This is a genomic window from Novosphingobium aeonii, assembly GCF_052279045.1.
Classification (GTDB): Bacteria; Pseudomonadota; Alphaproteobacteria; order Sphingomonadales; family Sphingomonadaceae; genus Novosphingobium.
The window spans coordinates 81,213-97,345 of the sequence record NZ_CP176832.1; the positions used below are offsets into that span (position 1 = coordinate 81,213).

The 16,133-nt window shown below is 69.1% G+C and carries 14 protein-coding genes and 1 riboswitch; of the genes, 2 read left to right on the forward strand and 12 right to left on the reverse strand.

Annotation, left to right across the window (positions count from 1 at the left end; genetic code table 11):
* The first annotated feature begins 5 nt into the window (after nucleotides 1–5).
* Nucleotides 6–1,874, forward strand: a complete 1,869-nt coding sequence (locus ACLIMP_RS00450; RefSeq protein ID WP_324696805.1) for a methyl-accepting chemotaxis protein — start codon at nucleotides 6–8, stop codon at nucleotides 1,872–1,874.
* Between the two features lie 58 nt (nucleotides 1,875–1,932).
* Here the strand turns inward: ACLIMP_RS00450 and cobU are convergent, their stop codons facing one another.
* Genes cobU through ACLIMP_RS00495 form a run of 9 tightly spaced genes read right to left on the reverse strand, consistent with a single transcriptional unit; the run spans nucleotide 1,933 to nucleotide 10,492 of the window.
* A complete protein-coding gene (cobU, locus tag ACLIMP_RS00455) occupies nucleotides 1,933–2,439 on the reverse strand; it encodes a bifunctional adenosylcobinamide kinase/adenosylcobinamide-phosphate guanylyltransferase (RefSeq protein WP_324696808.1) in 507 nt (168 codons plus the stop codon).
* On the reverse strand, nucleotides 2,436–3,890 hold the full coding sequence (locus ACLIMP_RS00460) for a cobyric acid synthase (RefSeq protein WP_324696810.1): 1,455 nt from the start codon (nucleotides 3,888–3,890) through the stop codon (nucleotides 2,436–2,438). Before ACLIMP_RS00460 ends, cobU begins: the two co-directional genes overlap by 4 nt.
* Entirely contained in the window at nucleotides 3,878–4,816 is a 939-nt protein-coding gene (cbiB, locus tag ACLIMP_RS00465) for an adenosylcobinamide-phosphate synthase CbiB (RefSeq protein ID WP_324696812.1), read from the reverse strand. The genes ACLIMP_RS00460 and cbiB overlap by 13 nt, the downstream gene beginning before the upstream one ends.
* A complete protein-coding gene (locus ACLIMP_RS00470) occupies nucleotides 4,813–5,784 on the reverse strand; it encodes a threonine-phosphate decarboxylase (RefSeq protein WP_324696814.1) in 972 nt (323 codons plus the stop codon). Before ACLIMP_RS00470 ends, cbiB begins: the two co-directional genes overlap by 4 nt.
* Nucleotides 5,781–6,530, reverse strand: a complete 750-nt coding sequence (locus ACLIMP_RS00475; protein ID WP_324696816.1) for an adenosylcobinamide-GDP ribazoletransferase — start codon at nucleotides 6,528–6,530, stop codon at nucleotides 5,781–5,783. Before ACLIMP_RS00475 ends, ACLIMP_RS00470 begins: the two co-directional genes overlap by 4 nt.
* On the reverse strand, nucleotides 6,527–7,108 hold the full coding sequence (locus tag ACLIMP_RS00480) for a histidine phosphatase family protein (protein WP_324696818.1): 582 nt from the start codon (nucleotides 7,106–7,108) through the stop codon (nucleotides 6,527–6,529). Before ACLIMP_RS00480 ends, ACLIMP_RS00475 begins: the two co-directional genes overlap by 4 nt.
* Nucleotides 7,105–8,151: a nicotinate-nucleotide--dimethylbenzimidazole phosphoribosyltransferase gene (cobT, locus tag ACLIMP_RS00485; protein WP_324696820.1), complete on the reverse strand. Its 1,047-nt coding sequence runs from the start codon at nucleotides 8,149–8,151 to the stop codon at nucleotides 7,105–7,107. The genes ACLIMP_RS00480 and cobT overlap by 4 nt, the downstream gene beginning before the upstream one ends.
* Entirely contained in the window at nucleotides 8,148–8,555 is a 408-nt protein-coding gene (locus ACLIMP_RS00490) for a DUF1636 domain-containing protein (protein ID WP_324696823.1), read from the reverse strand. Before ACLIMP_RS00490 ends, cobT begins: the two co-directional genes overlap by 4 nt.
* The gene (locus tag ACLIMP_RS00495; protein WP_324696825.1) at nucleotides 8,555–10,492 is read right to left on the reverse strand and encodes a TonB-dependent receptor plug domain-containing protein; all 1,938 of its coding nucleotides are present in this window, start codon (nucleotides 10,490–10,492) and stop codon (nucleotides 8,555–8,557) included. Before ACLIMP_RS00495 ends, ACLIMP_RS00490 begins: the two co-directional genes overlap by 1 nt.
* Nucleotides 10,493–10,657: 165 nt before the next feature.
* Nucleotides 10,658–10,849: riboswitch (cobalamin riboswitch) on the reverse strand.
* A gap of 132 nt (nucleotides 10,850–10,981) precedes the next feature.
* Here ACLIMP_RS00495 and ACLIMP_RS00500 point away from each other — a divergent pair.
* Nucleotides 10,982–12,286 (forward strand): cobyrinic acid a,c-diamide synthase CobB, encoded by a 1,305-nt coding sequence (locus ACLIMP_RS00500; protein WP_443477984.1) that lies wholly within the window; start codon nucleotides 10,982–10,984, stop codon nucleotides 12,284–12,286.
* Here the strand turns inward: ACLIMP_RS00500 and paoC are convergent.
* The 3 genes from paoC to paoA are packed head-to-tail and all read right to left on the reverse strand — an operon-like array spanning nucleotide 12,283 to nucleotide 16,090.
* A complete protein-coding gene (gene paoC / locus ACLIMP_RS00505) occupies nucleotides 12,283–14,481 on the reverse strand; it encodes an aldehyde oxidoreductase molybdenum-binding subunit PaoC (protein ID WP_324696829.1) in 2,199 nt (732 codons plus the stop codon). The two genes, ACLIMP_RS00500 and paoC, sit on opposite strands and share 4 nt — an antisense overlap.
* Entirely contained in the window at nucleotides 14,478–15,428 is a 951-nt protein-coding gene (locus tag ACLIMP_RS00510; protein ID WP_324696831.1) for an FAD binding domain-containing protein, read from the reverse strand. Before ACLIMP_RS00510 ends, paoC begins: the two co-directional genes overlap by 4 nt.
* Nucleotides 15,425–16,090, reverse strand: a complete 666-nt coding sequence (gene paoA / locus ACLIMP_RS00515; RefSeq protein WP_324696833.1) for an aldehyde dehydrogenase iron-sulfur subunit PaoA — start codon at nucleotides 16,088–16,090, stop codon at nucleotides 15,425–15,427. Before paoA ends, ACLIMP_RS00510 begins: the two co-directional genes overlap by 4 nt.
* Between the last annotated feature and the right edge of the window lie 43 nt (nucleotides 16,091–16,133).

Consider the following 16,133-nt stretch of genomic DNA (forward strand, 5'->3'; position numbering starts at 1 on the left):
TACAAATGCTTGATTTTCTGAACAATTGGCGGTTGCCCAAGAAGTTGTGGGCGGCCTTTTCGATCATCAACATCATCATTGCCGTGGTCGGCATCAACGGGTTCTTCGCAACCCGTGAACTCAATTCCATCGCGCAGCAGCATGTCGAGCGCGGTCTTGCAGGCATGTCCCGCCTCGCCGATCTCATCAGCGACGTGAAGGAACTGCGGATCGTCGTCTACAGCTACTACAACGCCAATTCCGCCGAGGACGCCGCCAAGCTGCGCGACCGCCTCAAGGAAGGCGAGGACAAGCTGATCGGCTCGGTGAACGCTTATGCCGAAGTGGCCGGAGACGATTTCAAGGCCGACGTCGACCAGATGCGCGAACGCGCCGTGGCGCTCAACAAGATCAACGACCATATCTTCGAAACGCGCACCAAGGGTGATTTCGACGGTGCGATGGGCCTCATCAAGAACGAGGGCAAAGTCGCCTCGCACGACATGATCGCCCAGACCGAAGGCCTGATCGAGAAGTCGCGCCAGCGGTCCAAGATTGCCGCCGAGGCAGGCGCGCACACCGCGGACGTGGCGATCTACCTTTCGGCCACTCTTGCCATTGTCGGCATGGGCCTGATCGTGTTCATCTGGCTGCTCATCAACCGCACCGTCGCCGCGCCGATGAGCCGTATCGCGGATGTCACCACGACGCTGGCGGAAGGCGGGCGCGCCGATGTTCCCTATCGCGAGCGCCATGACGAGATCGGCGAGATCGCCGGCGCCGTCGAGCAGTTCCGCGCCGCCGCCGAGGCCCGCGCCGAGATCGACGCCAAGGCCGCCCGCGAACAGGAAGTCGTCACCTCCACCCTGCGCGGCAGCCTCCAGGCGATCAGCGAGGGCGACCTCACCCAGACCATCTCCGCCGAGTTCCCCCCCGCTTACGGCGAACTCAAGAGCAACTTCAACTCCGCCCTCGGTGCCCTGCGCGACCTCATCGGCGCCGTCGCCGAAAGCGCCGTCGCCATCCGCACCGGCTCGAGCGAGATCGCCCAGGCATCCGAAGATCTCGCCCGCCGCACCGAGAGCAACGCCGCCAGCCTCGAAGAGACTTCGGCCGCGATCACCCAGATGGACGAGCGCCTGCGCGCCACCGCCGCCGCCGCCGGACGCACCGTGCAGCGCGCCGACGGGGCGATGACCGTGGTCGGTTCCGGCCGCGACATCGCCGACGAGGCGGTGCAGGCCATGGGCCGCGTCAGCGAAAGCGCCAAGGGCATCGATTCGGTAATCGAGGGGCTCGACAAGATCGCCTTCCAGACCCGCGTCCTTGCCATGAACGCCGCTGTAGAAGCGGGCCGCGCAGGCGATGCCGGTCGCGGTTTCGCGGTCGTGGCCGATCTCGTCTCGGCGCTCGCCATGCGCTCGGAAGAGGAAGCCAAGCGCGCCCGCGAACAGCTCACCGCGACCCAGACCGACATCGGCACCGCCGTGGAAGCGGTCCAGCGCGTGGACGGTGCCCTGCAGAACATCTCGGGCGATGTCACCGAAGTGCACTCGCTGCTGAGCAACATCGCCAGCGACAACCAGGCCCAGTCCTCGACGATCACCCAGATCAGCGCCACGATCGGCACGATGGACCAGGCCACCCAGCAGAACGCCGCGATGGTCGAGGAGACCTCCGCGGCGGCGCGCAACCTCAACAGCGAGGTCACCTCGCTGTCGGACCGCGCCGCGATGTTCCGCATCGGCAACGAACCGCAGGGCCTGCGCCCGGCGCTCCGCCCCGTGCCTGTCAGCAGCTCGGCCAACATCCCGGCCAGCGCGCCGATCCAGACGATGGCCTCGCGAAAGCCGCTGAAAGCGCTCGCCACCGCCGATGACTGGATGGACTTCTAAAAAGCCTGCCTGAAAACCGGAAAGCCGCCCCCGAAAGGGGCGGCTTTTTCCTTGCCGGCTACTTCAGCACCAGCGGCAGCCCCGCCGCGACCAGGACGGCATGATCCACGGTTGCCGCGACCTGCTGGTTGAGCCGCCCCGCCTCGTCACGAAAACGCCGGCCCAGCGAGGTCTCGGGGACGATCCCCATCCCGACCTCGTTCGCCACCAGCACCAGCGGCTTGGGACAGTCGGCGATAGCCCGGCACAGCGCATCGAACCGCGGCTGCAATGCCGCTTCCGCCAGCATGAGGTTCGACAACCAGAGCGTCAGGCAATCGACCAGCACGGCGTCGGCTTCCCCTGCCGCCTTCCCGATCGCCTCGACAAGTTCCATCGGCGCCTCCAGCGTCGACCAGCGCGGACCGCGATCCTCGCGGTGCCGGGCGATCCGCGCCTCCATCTCGTCATCGAGCGCCTGCCCGGTGGCGATGTAGACCAGGCGGCCGGGAACCCCCTCGACCAGGGCCTGCCCGTGCCGGCTCTTGCCCGACCGCGCGCCCCCGAGAACGAATGTACTGGTCATGCGCGATACTCCGTAAGGGCCAGCAGGCCGTCGATATCGAGATGGCGCTCCATCCCGGCTGCCAGTTCGTCGAGCGCGGCATCGACACCGGCTCCATGATCGCGCCGGTCGCTTTTCGCGCCGAGGCGCGCAAGCAGTTCGGCGCGCAGATCGGTGGAGGCGAGCAGGCCGTGGCAGTACGTTCCCATCACCATTCCGCTTGCATCGACAGCGCCGTCGGCCCGGTTGCCGCCCAGCATGGCGAAAGGTTCGGCCCGGTGTCGTTCAGTCACCCCCAGGTGCATTTCAAACCCGGTCAGCGGCTTGCCCAGCGCGGTGCCGGAAACCTCGCGCAGGGCCTTGCGATCCCCGAGCACGGTCGTCACGTCGAGCAGGCCCAGACCGGCGATCTCGCCCGCCGCGCCCTCGATACCGAGCGGATCGGCGATGCTGCGCCCCAACATCTGGTAGCCCCCGCAGATCCCCAGGACCATGCCCCCGCGCCGGTGATGGGCAAGCACGTCGATGTCCCAGCCCTCGGCCCGCAGGAATGCCATGTCCGCCATCGTCGCCTTGGAGCCCGGAATCACGATGAGCGCCGCTTCGGCCGGAATCGGCGTGCCGGGCGGGATCATCGCCACGTCCACGCCGGACTCCTGCCGAAGCGGGTCGAGGTCATCGAAATTGGCGATACGCGGCAGGATCGGGCAGGCGACGAGCAGCTTGCCCCCAGCGCCGCCGAGCCCGCGTTCGAGCACTACGGCGTCCTCGCTCGGCAACCGGCCGACCGCGCCGGCCCAGGGCATGACTCCGTAGCCGCGCCAGCCGGAAAGACGCTCGATAGCGGCGTAACCATCTGCGAACAGCGCCGGATCGCCGCGAAACTTGTTGATGAGGAAGCCCCGGATCTGTGCGGCATCGTCAGGCTCGATCACCGCCCGCGTGCCTGCCACGGCCGCGATCACCCCGCCCCGGTCGATATCGCCGACCAGCACCACCGGCACCCCGGCCTCACGCGCGAAGCCCATGTTGGCGATGTCCCCGGCGCGCAGGTTGATCTCCGCCGGAGAGCCCGCGCCTTCCACCACCACGAGATCGCAGCGCGCCTCAAGCCGGCGATAGCTTGCCATGACTTCGGGCAGCAGGGTCCGCCGCGCCTCCCGGAAATTGGCGCTGCCAAGCGTGCCGCGCACCTCGCCGTGGACGACCAGCTGCGAGGTTCGGTCCGCCTGCGGCTTCAGCAGGACCGGGTTCATGTCGACATGGAGCGGCGCCCGCGCGGCCAGGGCCTGAAGCGCCTGCGCCCGCCCGATCTCCCCGCCTTCCGGCGTGACGGCGGCATTGTTGGACATGTTCTGCGGCTTGAACGGCAGGACCCTGAGCCCGCGGTTGGCCAGCGCCCGGCACAGCCCCGCCACCATGACCGACTTGCCCACGTCCGAGCCGGTTCCCTGCAACATCAAGCCAGCCATGCCACTCCCAACGCGATAATTCCCAGCAAGGCGCAGGCCCTGCGATAAATGCCCAGCGCCCGGCGCAGATCGCGCGCGCCCGCTTCCCGGCCCTCCTCCCCGATCCAGGGCTTGGCCGCAAGCACACCGTCGTAGATGATCGGCCCGGCGAGCCGCACACCCAGCACGCCCGCCATCGCCGCCTCCGGCCACCCGGCATTGGGCGAGGCATGGCGTCCGTGATCGCGCGCCATGCCTCGCCACCCGCCGCCACCGGCGAGACAGATCAGCACCCCCGCCAGCCGCGCCGGAATCAGGTTCGCCGCATCGTCGATCCGGGCCGCCGCCCAGCCATAGGCACGCAGCGGCGGCTCGGGATGGCCGATCAGGCTGTCCGCCGTGTTGATCGCCTTGTAAGCCCAGCCCCCCGGCACACCGCCCAGCAGCAGCCAGAACAGCGGCGCGGCCACACCGTCGCAGAAACTCTCGGCAAGGCTCTCGATCGCGGCGCGAACCACGCCCGCCTCGTCGAGCCCTGCGGTATCACGGCCGACGATCATGCCGACCGCATGGCGGGCCTCGGCCAGATCCCCTGCCTCCAGCGCGGAGAGAACCGGGCGAACGTGATCGTCGAGACTGCGCGCCGCGAGTGCCGGCCATGCGAGGATAGCCAGCAGCAGCCAGGCCCAGTCCCCCGCCATGCCGCGCACGATCCAGACGATGAACGCGGTGCCCGCCCATACCATGCCGATCAGGCCGAGCATCGCCGCAAGCCCTGCGATCCGGCGCGCCATGTCGGACCAGTCCGCCCGGTTCAGCTTCCGCTCGCAGCCGGTGATGACCCTTGCGAAAAGGCCCACGGGATGGCCGATCAGGCCGTAGAGCCGCCCCGGCCAGCCCAGCCCGCCTTCCAGCACCATGGCCGCAAAGCCCACCGGCTCGATCACGCCAGCGCCTCCCCGAGCCGGTCAAGCGCGGCGGGATCGGCGGGCACGCCCAGCCGCACCCAGTCGGGATGTTCCGCGAAAGGCCGCACGAGAATGCGCGCACGGGCAAGCCGCTCGAACAGCGCCTTGCCCTCGCATCCCGTCACCAGCCGGAATAGCGGGCAGTCACCCTCGGGCGAAAGGCCGTGACGGCGCAGCACCGTATCGAGCGCCGCGGCGCGGACCGGAAGCTGGCGCCGCGTCTCGGCGATCCACGCACTGTCGCCATAGGCCGCCTCGCCCAGCGCCAGCGCGGCCGAATGCACCGGCCAGCTACCCAGCATCTGGCGCAGCAGCATCATGAGCGCGGGCGGGCCGAGCACGAAGCCGAGCCGCAATCCCGCAAGCCCGAAGAACTTCCCGAACGAGCGCAGCACGATCATCCTGAAGCCGGGTGCCACCGCGCCGGCTACGCTGGCCTCGGGCTGACAATCCGCGAAAGCCTCGTCCACGATCAGGAATCCGCCCGCCTCGTGGATGTGCCTCGCCCATTCGATGACCGCTTCGGGCGCGCGCAGCACGCCGTCAGGGTTGTTCGGATTGGCCATGACGAAGACCTCCTGCCCCCGTGGCACTTCGCCGAAGTGTGCCGGACGCGACGGGAAGAACGCCTCCTTGTGCGTGCGATAGGCCGGAACGAGCGCCCGGCCCGGCAGCGCCAGCGCCTTTCCGAGCAGGCGCAGCGCGGTTTCGCTGCCCGGCACCGCACAGCACAGGCCGGGCTCCACGCCGAAATGGCGGGCGGCGGCAGCTTCGAGGCGGGCCAGCGCATCGGGATCGGGCAAGGCGGTCCAGTCTACCGGCGCCTGCGCGGGCCAGGGCGATGGATTGAGGCCCGTGGAAAGGTCCAGCCAGTCCTCCGGCGCGCCGCCGTAGAGTCTGGCGGCCTCGCTCACCCGGCCGCCGTGGAACATGAAGGCGCCGCTCATCGCACCACCACCAGTGCGAGGAGCAAGGCGGTTTCCACCACTTCGATCCCGGCCCCGTGCCCGTCCCCGGAAATGCCGCCGATCCGGCGTTTCAGCCACCAGCCCCACGCCGGAACCGCAAGGAACACCGCCAGCAGTGCGGGCGCGACCAGCAGCCCGGCGGCCAATGCCGCCACGCTCCAGCCGATGACATGGCCCCAGCCGACGGCGCTGCGAAACCGGCTGCCGAGCCCTTCGTGCAGCGGCGGCAGCGTGAGCGTCCACACCAGCGGTGCGATACGCGCAAGCGGCGGGACAAGCACCAGCGCCCACACCGCTCCGCCCACCTGCCCCGTCATCTGCCCCGCCATGTGCCCTGCCGCCAGCGCGTGAAGCAGGACCAGCTTGGCAAGCAGCTGGAGCACCACCGCGACCACCGCGAAGCTGCCGACATGAGGGTCCGCCATCACGGCGGAAATGCGCGCCCGGTCCTTGTGCGCTGCGCCCGCGCCGTCGGCAACGTCACCAAGGCCGTCGAGATGGAGCGCGCCGGTTATCGCGGCCCAGCCGGCCAGGCCGAACAGCGCCGCCAGCCAGGTGTCGCCGGTGTACATGCCCAGCCGCCACGCCGCCGCCACCGCCGCGCCGACCGCCAGCCCCGCCACCGGGAACCAGCGCATGGACCGCGCGAAATCACCGGCATCGGCCTGGACCGCCGGAAGCGGCAGCCGGGTCAGGAACTGGAGCGCGAGGACCAGCCCCCTCATGCCGGCTTGCCGCTGTCGAGCGTGATGATCTGCGCGGCGGGCAGGTTCTCCCCCGGCCAGATGCGCAGGCTGACGAGCGCGCCATAGGGCAGTTCGAATGCCCAGACCTGCCGATGGTCGAACCCGAAAAGCACCGAAAGAGCCGCCCGCATGGCGCCGCCATGCGTGAGGATCAGGCTGGCGCCGTCGATCCCGGTCAGCGCCTCGCCGACGCGGGCACAAAGCTGCGACCAGCGCTCGCCGCCGGGCGGGGCATGGGCTTCCGGATCGTCCCAGAACCGTGCCTGCACCGCCGGATCGAGCTGCTGGGGGGCAAGGCCGTCCCATTCACCGAAATCGATCTCGCGCCAGCGCGGATCGCGTTCGTGCGGCAGGCGGCGGCTGACCGCGATCTGCGCGGCAGGAATGCTGGACCGGCGCAAGTCCGAAGAGATCACCCGATCGAACGCCAGCCCGCCCGAACGCGTGACGCAGCGCGCCACGCCCGCCGGGGTCGGCGCATCGTCGCGGTGGCCGAGCAGCAGGCCCGGCTCCTGCGGCGCCCCATGCCGCATCAGGTGGACGAGGATCCCGCTCACGCCTGCGCCGTTTCCGCGTCCCTGCCCGCATTTTTGCCCGCAACCGCCGCTTCGGCGAAAGTTGCCATGCCATTGTGCGCGGCGAGCGCCGAACGCACGATCTGCGCCGCCACCGCCGCGCCCGAGCCTTCGCCCAGCCTCATGCCCAGTTGAAGCAAAGGATCGAGGCCGAAACGATCGAGCAGGCGGGCATGGCCCGCTTCGGCCGAACAGTGCGCGGCAAGGCAGTGCGCCAGAAACGCGTCATTGTCGGCGAGCAGCGGCGCCATCGCCGCGCAAGTGATGAACCCGTCGAGCAGGACCGGCACCCGCAAGTGCCGCGCCGCCAGCACCGCGCCCGCCATGGCGGCGATCTCCCGTCCGCCGAGACGGCGCAAGGTCTCGAAGGCGGTGCCGCAATGCCGGCCGTGCAGCGAAAGCGCGGCCGCCACCGCCGCGGCCTTGCGCGCCAGCCCGTCATCGTCGAGCCCGGTGCCTCGCCCGATCCAGTCCGCCGCCTCGCCCCCGAAGACCTGCGCGGCGAGCGCGGCGGCAGGCGTGGTGTTGCCGATGCCCATCTCTCCCACGAACAGCAGTTCGGTATCCGCCGCTACCGCAGCCGCACCGGCGTTGAGCGCGGCCAGGCAATCCGCCTCGCTCATGGCGGGCAGGCAGGTGATGTCGCCGGTCGGTCGGTCAAGATCGAGCGGAACCACAGCAAGTTCGGCCCCGCAGGCCGCGGTCAGCGCATTGATCGCCGCGCCTCCGGCTCGGAAGTTGGCGACCATCTGCACCGTCACTTCGGGCGGATAGGCGCTCACCCCGCGTGCGGCGACGCCGTGGTTGCCTGCGAAGATCACGGCGCGGATCAGATCGGCGCGCGGACGTTCGCGGCCCTGCCAGCCGGCCATGAACACCGCGATCTCCTCCAGCCGGCCGAGCGAGCCCAGCGGCTTGGTCAGTTCCGACTGGCGCGCGCGGGCGGCCTCGGTAGCCGCCGCATCGGGCGCGGGAAGCCGGGCGAGTGACGCCGCGAAGGCGGCAGGATCGGCGAAACGGATCATGAGCAGATGAAACCTTCAGGCGGAGTGCGGGTGATGAAGTGGCCCTTCACGCCCTGCGGCCACTCCCGATAAGGCACCTGGCCTTCCTCGCTGGCGGCATGGCGTACGGCATATTCGAGGATCGCACGGGCAGCCTGCTCGTCCGGCGCGAAGTCACCCAGCACATAGCCGAGCTTGCCCGGCGCCCGGATCGCCACGGTGCAATGGCGCTGGCAGGCGAAGAGGCAGGGCATCTCGTGGACGGCAACGCCCTGCAGGTCGGGCTCCGCCGCCTGCACGTCGCGCATGGCCTCGGCCAGCAGCGCACCGCCGCGCTGGCCGTTTTCGTCATCGCGTGTCTCGGCGGAGTGGCGGCATGTGCTGCACACCAGCACGGCGGGACCGGGTTCGACGGGGCGCAGCATCAGAACCGGCTCCTCAGCCCGAGGTACAAGGTGCGGCCGAGCGTGCCGTAGCCGCTCACGGTCTCATAATTCTCGTTGCCCACGTTTTCGATACGTCCTTGAAGAATCAGGCCTTCCCTGACCTGCCACTGCGCGCGCAGGTCCACCAGCCAGTAGTCGCCGAGCATGGCGGTGCCGGTGGCGGCGTTGTAGCTCTCGCCCGAATAGCGCGCGGCCACGCTGGCGCGCAGGCCCTGCGGCAGGTCCACGCCGGCCTCGGCATTGGCGAGGTGCCGGGGCACGCGCTGGAGCTGGCGGCCGTAAGTGCTGCTGCCCGCTGTACGGTCCTCCGCCTCTATCAAGCTGTAGTTGCCCTGGGCGAAGAGGATTCCCCATCTGGCCGAAGCCGCCAGTTCCAGCCCGCGCGCGTGGCTCGCCTTGACGTTGGCGTAATAGCCGAAGCGCGATGTCGTGGTGCCGGGAACGTAGCACACGTCCGGCAGGGCGCCGCTGGTCGGGCAATAGGCGAAATCGATCAGGTTGTCGGTGTCCCGCTCGAACCAAGTCGCGGAAAGGCGCAGCACTTCGCCGAAACCCTGTTCCGCGCCCACTTCCCAGCCCCTGGCCTTCTCGGGCCTGAGATCCGCCGCGCCATAGAGGCTGAACAGCTGATAGAGCGAGGGCGCCTTGAAACCCTCGTCATAGCTGGCGCGCAGCACCGTGGCGCCGGCGTTGGGCGTATAGACCGCGCCCGCGCTGAACACCGTGCTGCCGCCGAAGCGCGACTGGTGATCGTAGCGCGCGCCCCCGTTGAGCGTCAGCCCGGCCAGCGGTGTCAGGCGCAGTTCGCCGTAGACGCTGTCCGTATCCGCCGTGGTGGGGGTGAGAACATAGGCCGCCGTGCTGTTGGAGGGCGAGGCGGTGGTCATCCGCTGCTCCTCGCGCTCGGCGCCGAACACGACCTGCACCTCGTCCGCGAACGCGTAAGTGCCCTGGTACTCGAAGCGGCGCACGCGGCCATGGGCGTCGAAGGTGATGGGGCGGATCGTCCGCGCGGGGTCGTAGTTCTCGCGGTCGGTCTCGGTCTGGAGCACGGCGACGCGGTTGGCCAGCCTGCCGCCCGCCAGTTCGAAATTGAGCCCGGCATAGCCCGACCATTCCCCGGTCCGGCCATAGGCCCGTGAATCGCCCGAGGTGCCGTCGAAATCGTTCTTCGAATCCGACCAGTAGCCGCGCAGGTCCAGCGAGACGCCCGGCGCAAGGCGGAAGGTCATGGTGCCGCTTGCGGAACTGCGCCGGTAGCCATCGTCCTCGGTGCCGTTGGAGCGGGCCGAGATGCCGTCGGTGGTGAAGCGGGAGGCCGAAATCCGCCAGTCGATCGCCTCGGAGGTGCCTCCCATCCCGGCGCGGGCCGAAACGGTATCGTGGGTTCCGGCCTCCAGCGCGAAGCTGCCTTCCAGCGGCTCGGTGGGACGGCGAGTGCTGACATTGACGACCCCGCCGATGGCATCGCTGCCCCACAGGATGGACTGCGGGCCGCGCAATATCTCGATGCGGTCGATATCGTCGACGAACAGGTTGGCGAAACCGTATCCCCCCGCCGTCGAGGAGGCATCGGACAGGCGCATCCCGTCGATCACCATGACGGTCTGCCCGGCATCGGCGCCGCGAATGCGCAGCGAGGTGGTGGTGCCGTAGCCACCGTTGCGCGACAGGCTGATGCCGGGCGTGCGCAGCAGCGCGTCGGTCAGCGCGATGGGCTGGGCGGCGACGATCTGCGCCTCGTCCAGCACGGTGACAGTATCGGCCACGCGGTCGGCCGCAACCGGCGTGCGCAGCGCGGTAACGACGATGCGCTCGCCGGAGGACGCGGCATCGGCCTCCTCGGCCAGCGCCGCGAGAGGGTGACAGGCCAGCGCAAGAGCAAGGGTGCTGGCGGCGGGTATTCGGCAGTTCACGGCATGTCCTTCAAGCGAGCGTCGAACCCGGCCGGGTCGGCACTCACGCGAAAGGCGGCAGTCGTTCGGCAGGCGACGACAGGCCCTTTCGCGCCGGGAGCCGGCACGGCAGTGGCTGTCGTTGCGCGAGGATAGCCCCGTTCGCCCGGCTCACCCTGTCCGGTCGAAGAACGACTGCGGCAGGCAGGTCTCCTGGCTCACGGGTCAATGCCGTTTCGGCCGCCTTCTCAGGGATTTGCACCCCCAATGGCGAAATGGCCGCACGGCTCTCCGCTTACAGTTGCAGGGGCAGCCCGGGTCTTGAACCCGCGTTCCCTTTTGATCCCCTCGCGGGGAACCTGTCGCAGCGGCGGCCCTATCGGGTGGCGGTCTGGCGTGCAAGAGCGCGCTGCTTGCGCAGCCTTGCGAAGTGCCATAGGTCCGGCCGCCGGAAGGGGGGAACCGAACCATCATGCACCACTGCCGAGCCTTTCCGTCCGGGCGATATCCGTGCCTCCGCGCGGTGGCTGCCCGATGACCGCCTGCCCCGCCCTGCTCGTCGCCGCGCCGTCCTCGGGACAGGGCAAGACGCTGGTGACCGCCGCCCTCGCCCGCCGCCATGTCCGTGCCGGGCGCCGGGTGCGGGTGTTCAAGTGCGGGCCGGACTTCCTCGACCCGATGGTCCACGAGATCGCCAGCGGCGCGCCCGTCCACCAGCTGGACCTGTTCATGTGCGGCGAAGACCAGTGCCGCGCGCTGCTGCACGAAGCGGCGCTGGAGGCCGACCTGATCCTTGTCGAAGGGGTGATGGGCCTGTTCGACGGCACCCCGTCCTCCGCCGACCTCGCCCGGCATTTCGGCCTTCCGGTGATGGCGGTGATGGATGGTTCCTCCATGGCGCAGACTTTCGGCGCGCTCGTCCACGGTCTGGCGACTTACCGCGAGGATGTGACCCTCGCCGCCGTGCTCGCCAACCGCGTGGGCAGCGAACGCCATGCCGAACTGCTGGAACGCGGCCTGAAGGAAGGCGTGCAATGGCTCGGCGCGATGCGACGCGACGAGGGTGCCGGCCTGCCCGAACGTCATCTCGGACTGGTACAGGCCGGTGAAGTCCCCGATATCGAAGCGCGGATAGACCGCGCCGCCGATCTCCTGCCCGAAAGCGCCCTGTGGCTGCCGGAACCGGTGTCCTTTCCGGCCGCGCCCCGCTGCGCCGCTCCGCCGCCCTCGCTGGCGGGCCGGCGCATCGCCGTGGCCCGGGACGAGGCGTTCGGGTTCATCTACCCGGCCAACCTCGCCTTTCTCGAAAGCGCGGGCGCCCGGCTGTCATTCTTCTCGCCCCTGCGCGACACGGCGCTGCCGGAATGCGACGCGCTCTGGCTGCCCGGCGGCTATCCCGAACTTCACCTCTGTGCGCTCACCGCGAACCGGACGATGATCGGGGCCATACGGGAGCATTTCCTGGCCGAACGCCCGATCCTCGCCGAGTGCGGCGGCATGCTCTACGCCTGCGAACGGCTGGAGGACGCATCAGGCACGAGTGCGCCGATGCTGGGCCTGCTGCCTGCGCAGGCCAGGATGCAGCCCCGGCTTGCCGCACTGGGCATGCAGGAAGCCGAACTCGGCGGCCACGCAGTCCGCGGCCACACGTTCCATTACTCCATGCTGGAAACCGGCCTTGAACCCGCAGCGCTCGCCCGCACGCCGGACGGGCGCAAGGGCGAGCGGATATTCCGGCAGGGCTCGCTCACCGCGAGCTACATGCACTTCTATTTCCCGTCGGCGCCGGAACTGATCGCGGCACTTTTCGGCTAGGCAATCGCCGGCAGCTTCGCGAGATGCTTGTCCAGCGTGATCGGATAGTCGCGAATGCGGACGCCCGTCGCGTTGTAGACCGCGTTGGCCACTGCCGCCCCCACGCCGCAAAGCCCGAGTTCGCCCACGCCCTTGGCCTTCATCGGCGAGACCTTGTCGTCCGCCTCGTCCAGGAACACCACTTCCTGATGCGGAATGTCGGCGTGGACCGGCACTTCGTATCCGGCAAGGTCGTGGTTGACGAAGAAGCCGAAACGCTTGTCCACCGCCAGTTCCTCCATCAACGCGCCGCCCACGCCCATGGTCATCGCGCCGATCACCTGGCTGCGCGCGGTCTTGGGGTTGAGGATGCGCCCGGCCGCGCAGACCGCCAGCATTCGCCGCACGCGGACTTCGCCGGTATAGGAATCCACTGCCGCTTCCACGAAGTGCGCGCCGAAGGTCGATTGCTGGAACTTCTTGGCGAGATCCCCCCACTGCATCGTCTCTTCGGCAACGAGTTCGCCCGATTTCGCGGCATCGGCCAGCCGTGCCGAACGGTTGCCCGCGCGAATCTCGCCATCGGCGAATTCGGCCGCCTGCGGGTCCATGCCGAGTTGCTGCGCCGCCATCTCGCGCAGCTTCGCGCAGGCCGCGTAGACCCCCGAAGTCGCGCTGTTGGCGCCCCATTGCCCGCCCGAGCCCGCCGAGGCCGGGAACGAGGAATCGCCCAGCTTCACGCGCACTTTCTCCACCGGCAGCCCCATCATCTCCGCCGCGGTCTGGGCGATGATGGTGTAGGAGCCGGTGCCGATGTCGGTCATGTCGGTCTCCACCGTGACCATGCCGTCACCCGACAGGCGCACGCGTGCCGCCGAAGTCATGTTGATGTTGTTGCGGAACGCCGCCGCCACGCCGAGCCCGACGAGCCAGCGCCCGTCACGCACTTGCGCCGGTCTGGCGCTGCGCCGGTCCCAGCCGAAACGCCGCGCGCCGTCCTCGAGGCAGCGCACCAGGTTGCGCTGCGAGAACGGCCGCTCGGGATGCTCGGGATCGACCTGCGTATCGTTGAGCACGCGGAACTTCACCGGGTCCATGCCCAGTTTCTCGGCCATCTCGTCCACCGCGATCTCCAGCGCCATGAGCCCCGGCGCCTCGCCCGGCGCGCGCATGGCGTTGCCTTCGGGCAGGTCGAGTTCGGCCAGCCGCAGGGCGGTGAGGCGGTTCGCACCGGCGTAGAGCAGCTTGGTCTGCTGCGTCGCCCCTTCCGGCCCGCCGCCGGGCAGATCGCCGGACCAGCTTTCGTGGCCGATGGCGGTCAGCTTGCCGTCCTTCGTCGCGCCGAGGCGGATACGCTGGATCGTCGCCGGACGGTGCGTGGCATTGTTGACCATGAACGGGCGCGGCAAGGCGATCTTAACCGGCCTTCCGCAAGCCTTGGCGCCCAGCGCGGCCATCACCGCATCGGCGCGCAGGAACAGCTTTCCGCCAAAGCCGCCGCCGACATAGGGAGACATCACGCGCACCTTCTCCGGCGGCATCTTGAACGTCGCCGCCAGTTCCCGCTTGTTCCAGGCGATCATCTGGTTCGAGGTCCAGAGCGTGAGCGCATCGCCTTCCCACCAGGCGATCGTGGCAAACGGCTCCATCATCGCGTGGTTGTGATCGGGCGTGGTGTAGGTCTGGTCGATCTGCACGGGAGCCGCGGCGAAAGCACCCGCGAAGTCTCCGGTGTGGGTATCGGCATCGTTGCCGGTCAGCGGCTGGGCGCCCGGCTTCTCCTTGGCGAGATCGAAGCGTCCCGCCGCGCGCTCATACGTGATCCGCACCGCATTGGCGGCAGAGCGCGCCTGTTCGAAGCTTTCCGCCACCACCACGGCAAGGGCCTGGTGGTAATGATCGATATTGGGCCCGCCCAGCAGCTTGGCGGTGTTCATGCTGCCCTTGCCCAGCGGCTGCGCGTTCTCCGCCGACACGATGGCCAGAACGCCCGGCATCCGCCGCGCATCGTCCGCGTTGAACGTGGCGATCCGGCCCTTGGCGATCCCGGCACCGATCACGAAGCCATAGGCGGGCTTGCCCGGCACCTCCCGGTGCTCATAGGCATAGGGCGCCTGTCCGGTGGTCTTGAGCCTGCCGTCCACGCGGTCGACGGCCTTGCCGATCACCTTCATCGCATCGATGGGATTGGTGCCTGCGGGCGTTTCGAACTTCATGCCCTGTTCTCCGCGATGAGAGCCGCCAGCGTGCGCTCGGCCAGCGTGATCTTGAAAGCGTTCTCGTGCGTGGGGCGAGCGCCTGCGAAAGCCGCGCGTGCCGCCGCGCCGGCACCGGCAGGCAATTGCGCATCGGCAGCCTCCACCCGCCACGGCTTCGGCGCAACGCCGCCGAAGGCGACCCGGCCGCTGCCGTCCGCTTTCAGCACCGCCGCTACCGAGACGAGCGCGAAGGCATAGGAAGCACGGTCGCGAACCTTGTGGTAGAAGTGGCTGCCGCCGATCGGGGCGGGCAGGGTCACGGCGGTAATCAGCTCGCCGGGCTGGAGCGCGTTCTCCACATGCGGGGTATCGCCGGGCAGGCGGTGGAATTCCGCCACCGGAATGCTGCGCGTCTTGCCGCCCGCATCGACGGTTTCCACCGAGGCATCGAGCACGCGCAGGGCCACGGCCATGTCGCTGGGATGCGTGGCGATGCAGGCGTCGCTCGTGCCGATCACACCGAGCTGGCGGTTGACGCCGCCGATCGCGGCACAGCCCGAGCCGGGCCGGCGCTTGTTGCAGGCCTGGTTGGTATCGTAGAAATAGGGGCAGCGCGTGCGCTGGAGCAGGTTGCCGCCGGTGGTCGCCTTGTTGCGAAGCTGGCCCGATGCCCCCGCGACGATGGCCCGCGTCAGCACGCCGTAGTCCTTGCGCACCCTGCGGTCCGATGCCAGCGCGGTATTGCTGACCAGCGTGCCGATGCGCAGGCCGCCGTCCTTCGTCTCCTCGATTCGGTCCAGCCCGAGGTCCTGCACGTCGACCAGATGGGTCGGCGTCTCGATCTCCAGCTTCATCAGGTCGAGCAGGTTGGTGCCGCCCGCGATGAACTTCGCGCCCTTGTTCGCGGCGACGGCAGCGGCGGCAGCGGCGGGCGTCCGCGCCCGCTCATAAGTGAAGGCCCTCATGCTTCGACCTCCGCGCCGTGGGTTTCGGCGATCCGCACGCCCGCCACTTCGGCCATGGCCTCGGCGATGTTGGAATAGGCGCCGCAGCGGCAGATATTGCCGCTCATGCGTTCGCGCATTTCAAGCGCGGTAATCTCCGGCGCGCTGCCGACATCGGCCTGCACATGGCTGGGAACCCCCGCCCTGATCTCGTCCAGCACCGCCACCGCAGAGCAGATCTGTCCCGGCGTGCAATAACCGCACTGGAAACCGTCGTGCTTGACGAAGGCCGCCTGCATCGGATGCAGGCCATCCGGCGTGCCGAGCCCTTCGATCGTGGTGACTTCGTCGCCTTCGTGCATGACCGCCAGGCTCAGGCAGGAATTGATGCGCGTGCCGCCCACCAGCACCGTGCAGGCACCGCACTGTCCGTGGTCGCAGCCCTTCTTGGTGCCCATCAGGCCGATATGGTCGCGAAGCGCATCGAGCAGCGTGGTGCGCGTATCGAGCATGAGCGCCTGCGGCTTGCCGTTGACCTTGAACGTGACTGCCATCGACGGGGGCTGCTGTGCCATGGGTGCCGCTCCTTCCGCGACGGAAGGAATGGCGGAAATTCCGACGCTTGCCGCGCCGCCCGCCAGAACCGCCCGTCTGGATACCTCGAAATGCGCCGTTTCGCTCATTGCCCGTCCTTTTCGCACCATGGGGACGCATGACCGTCCATCT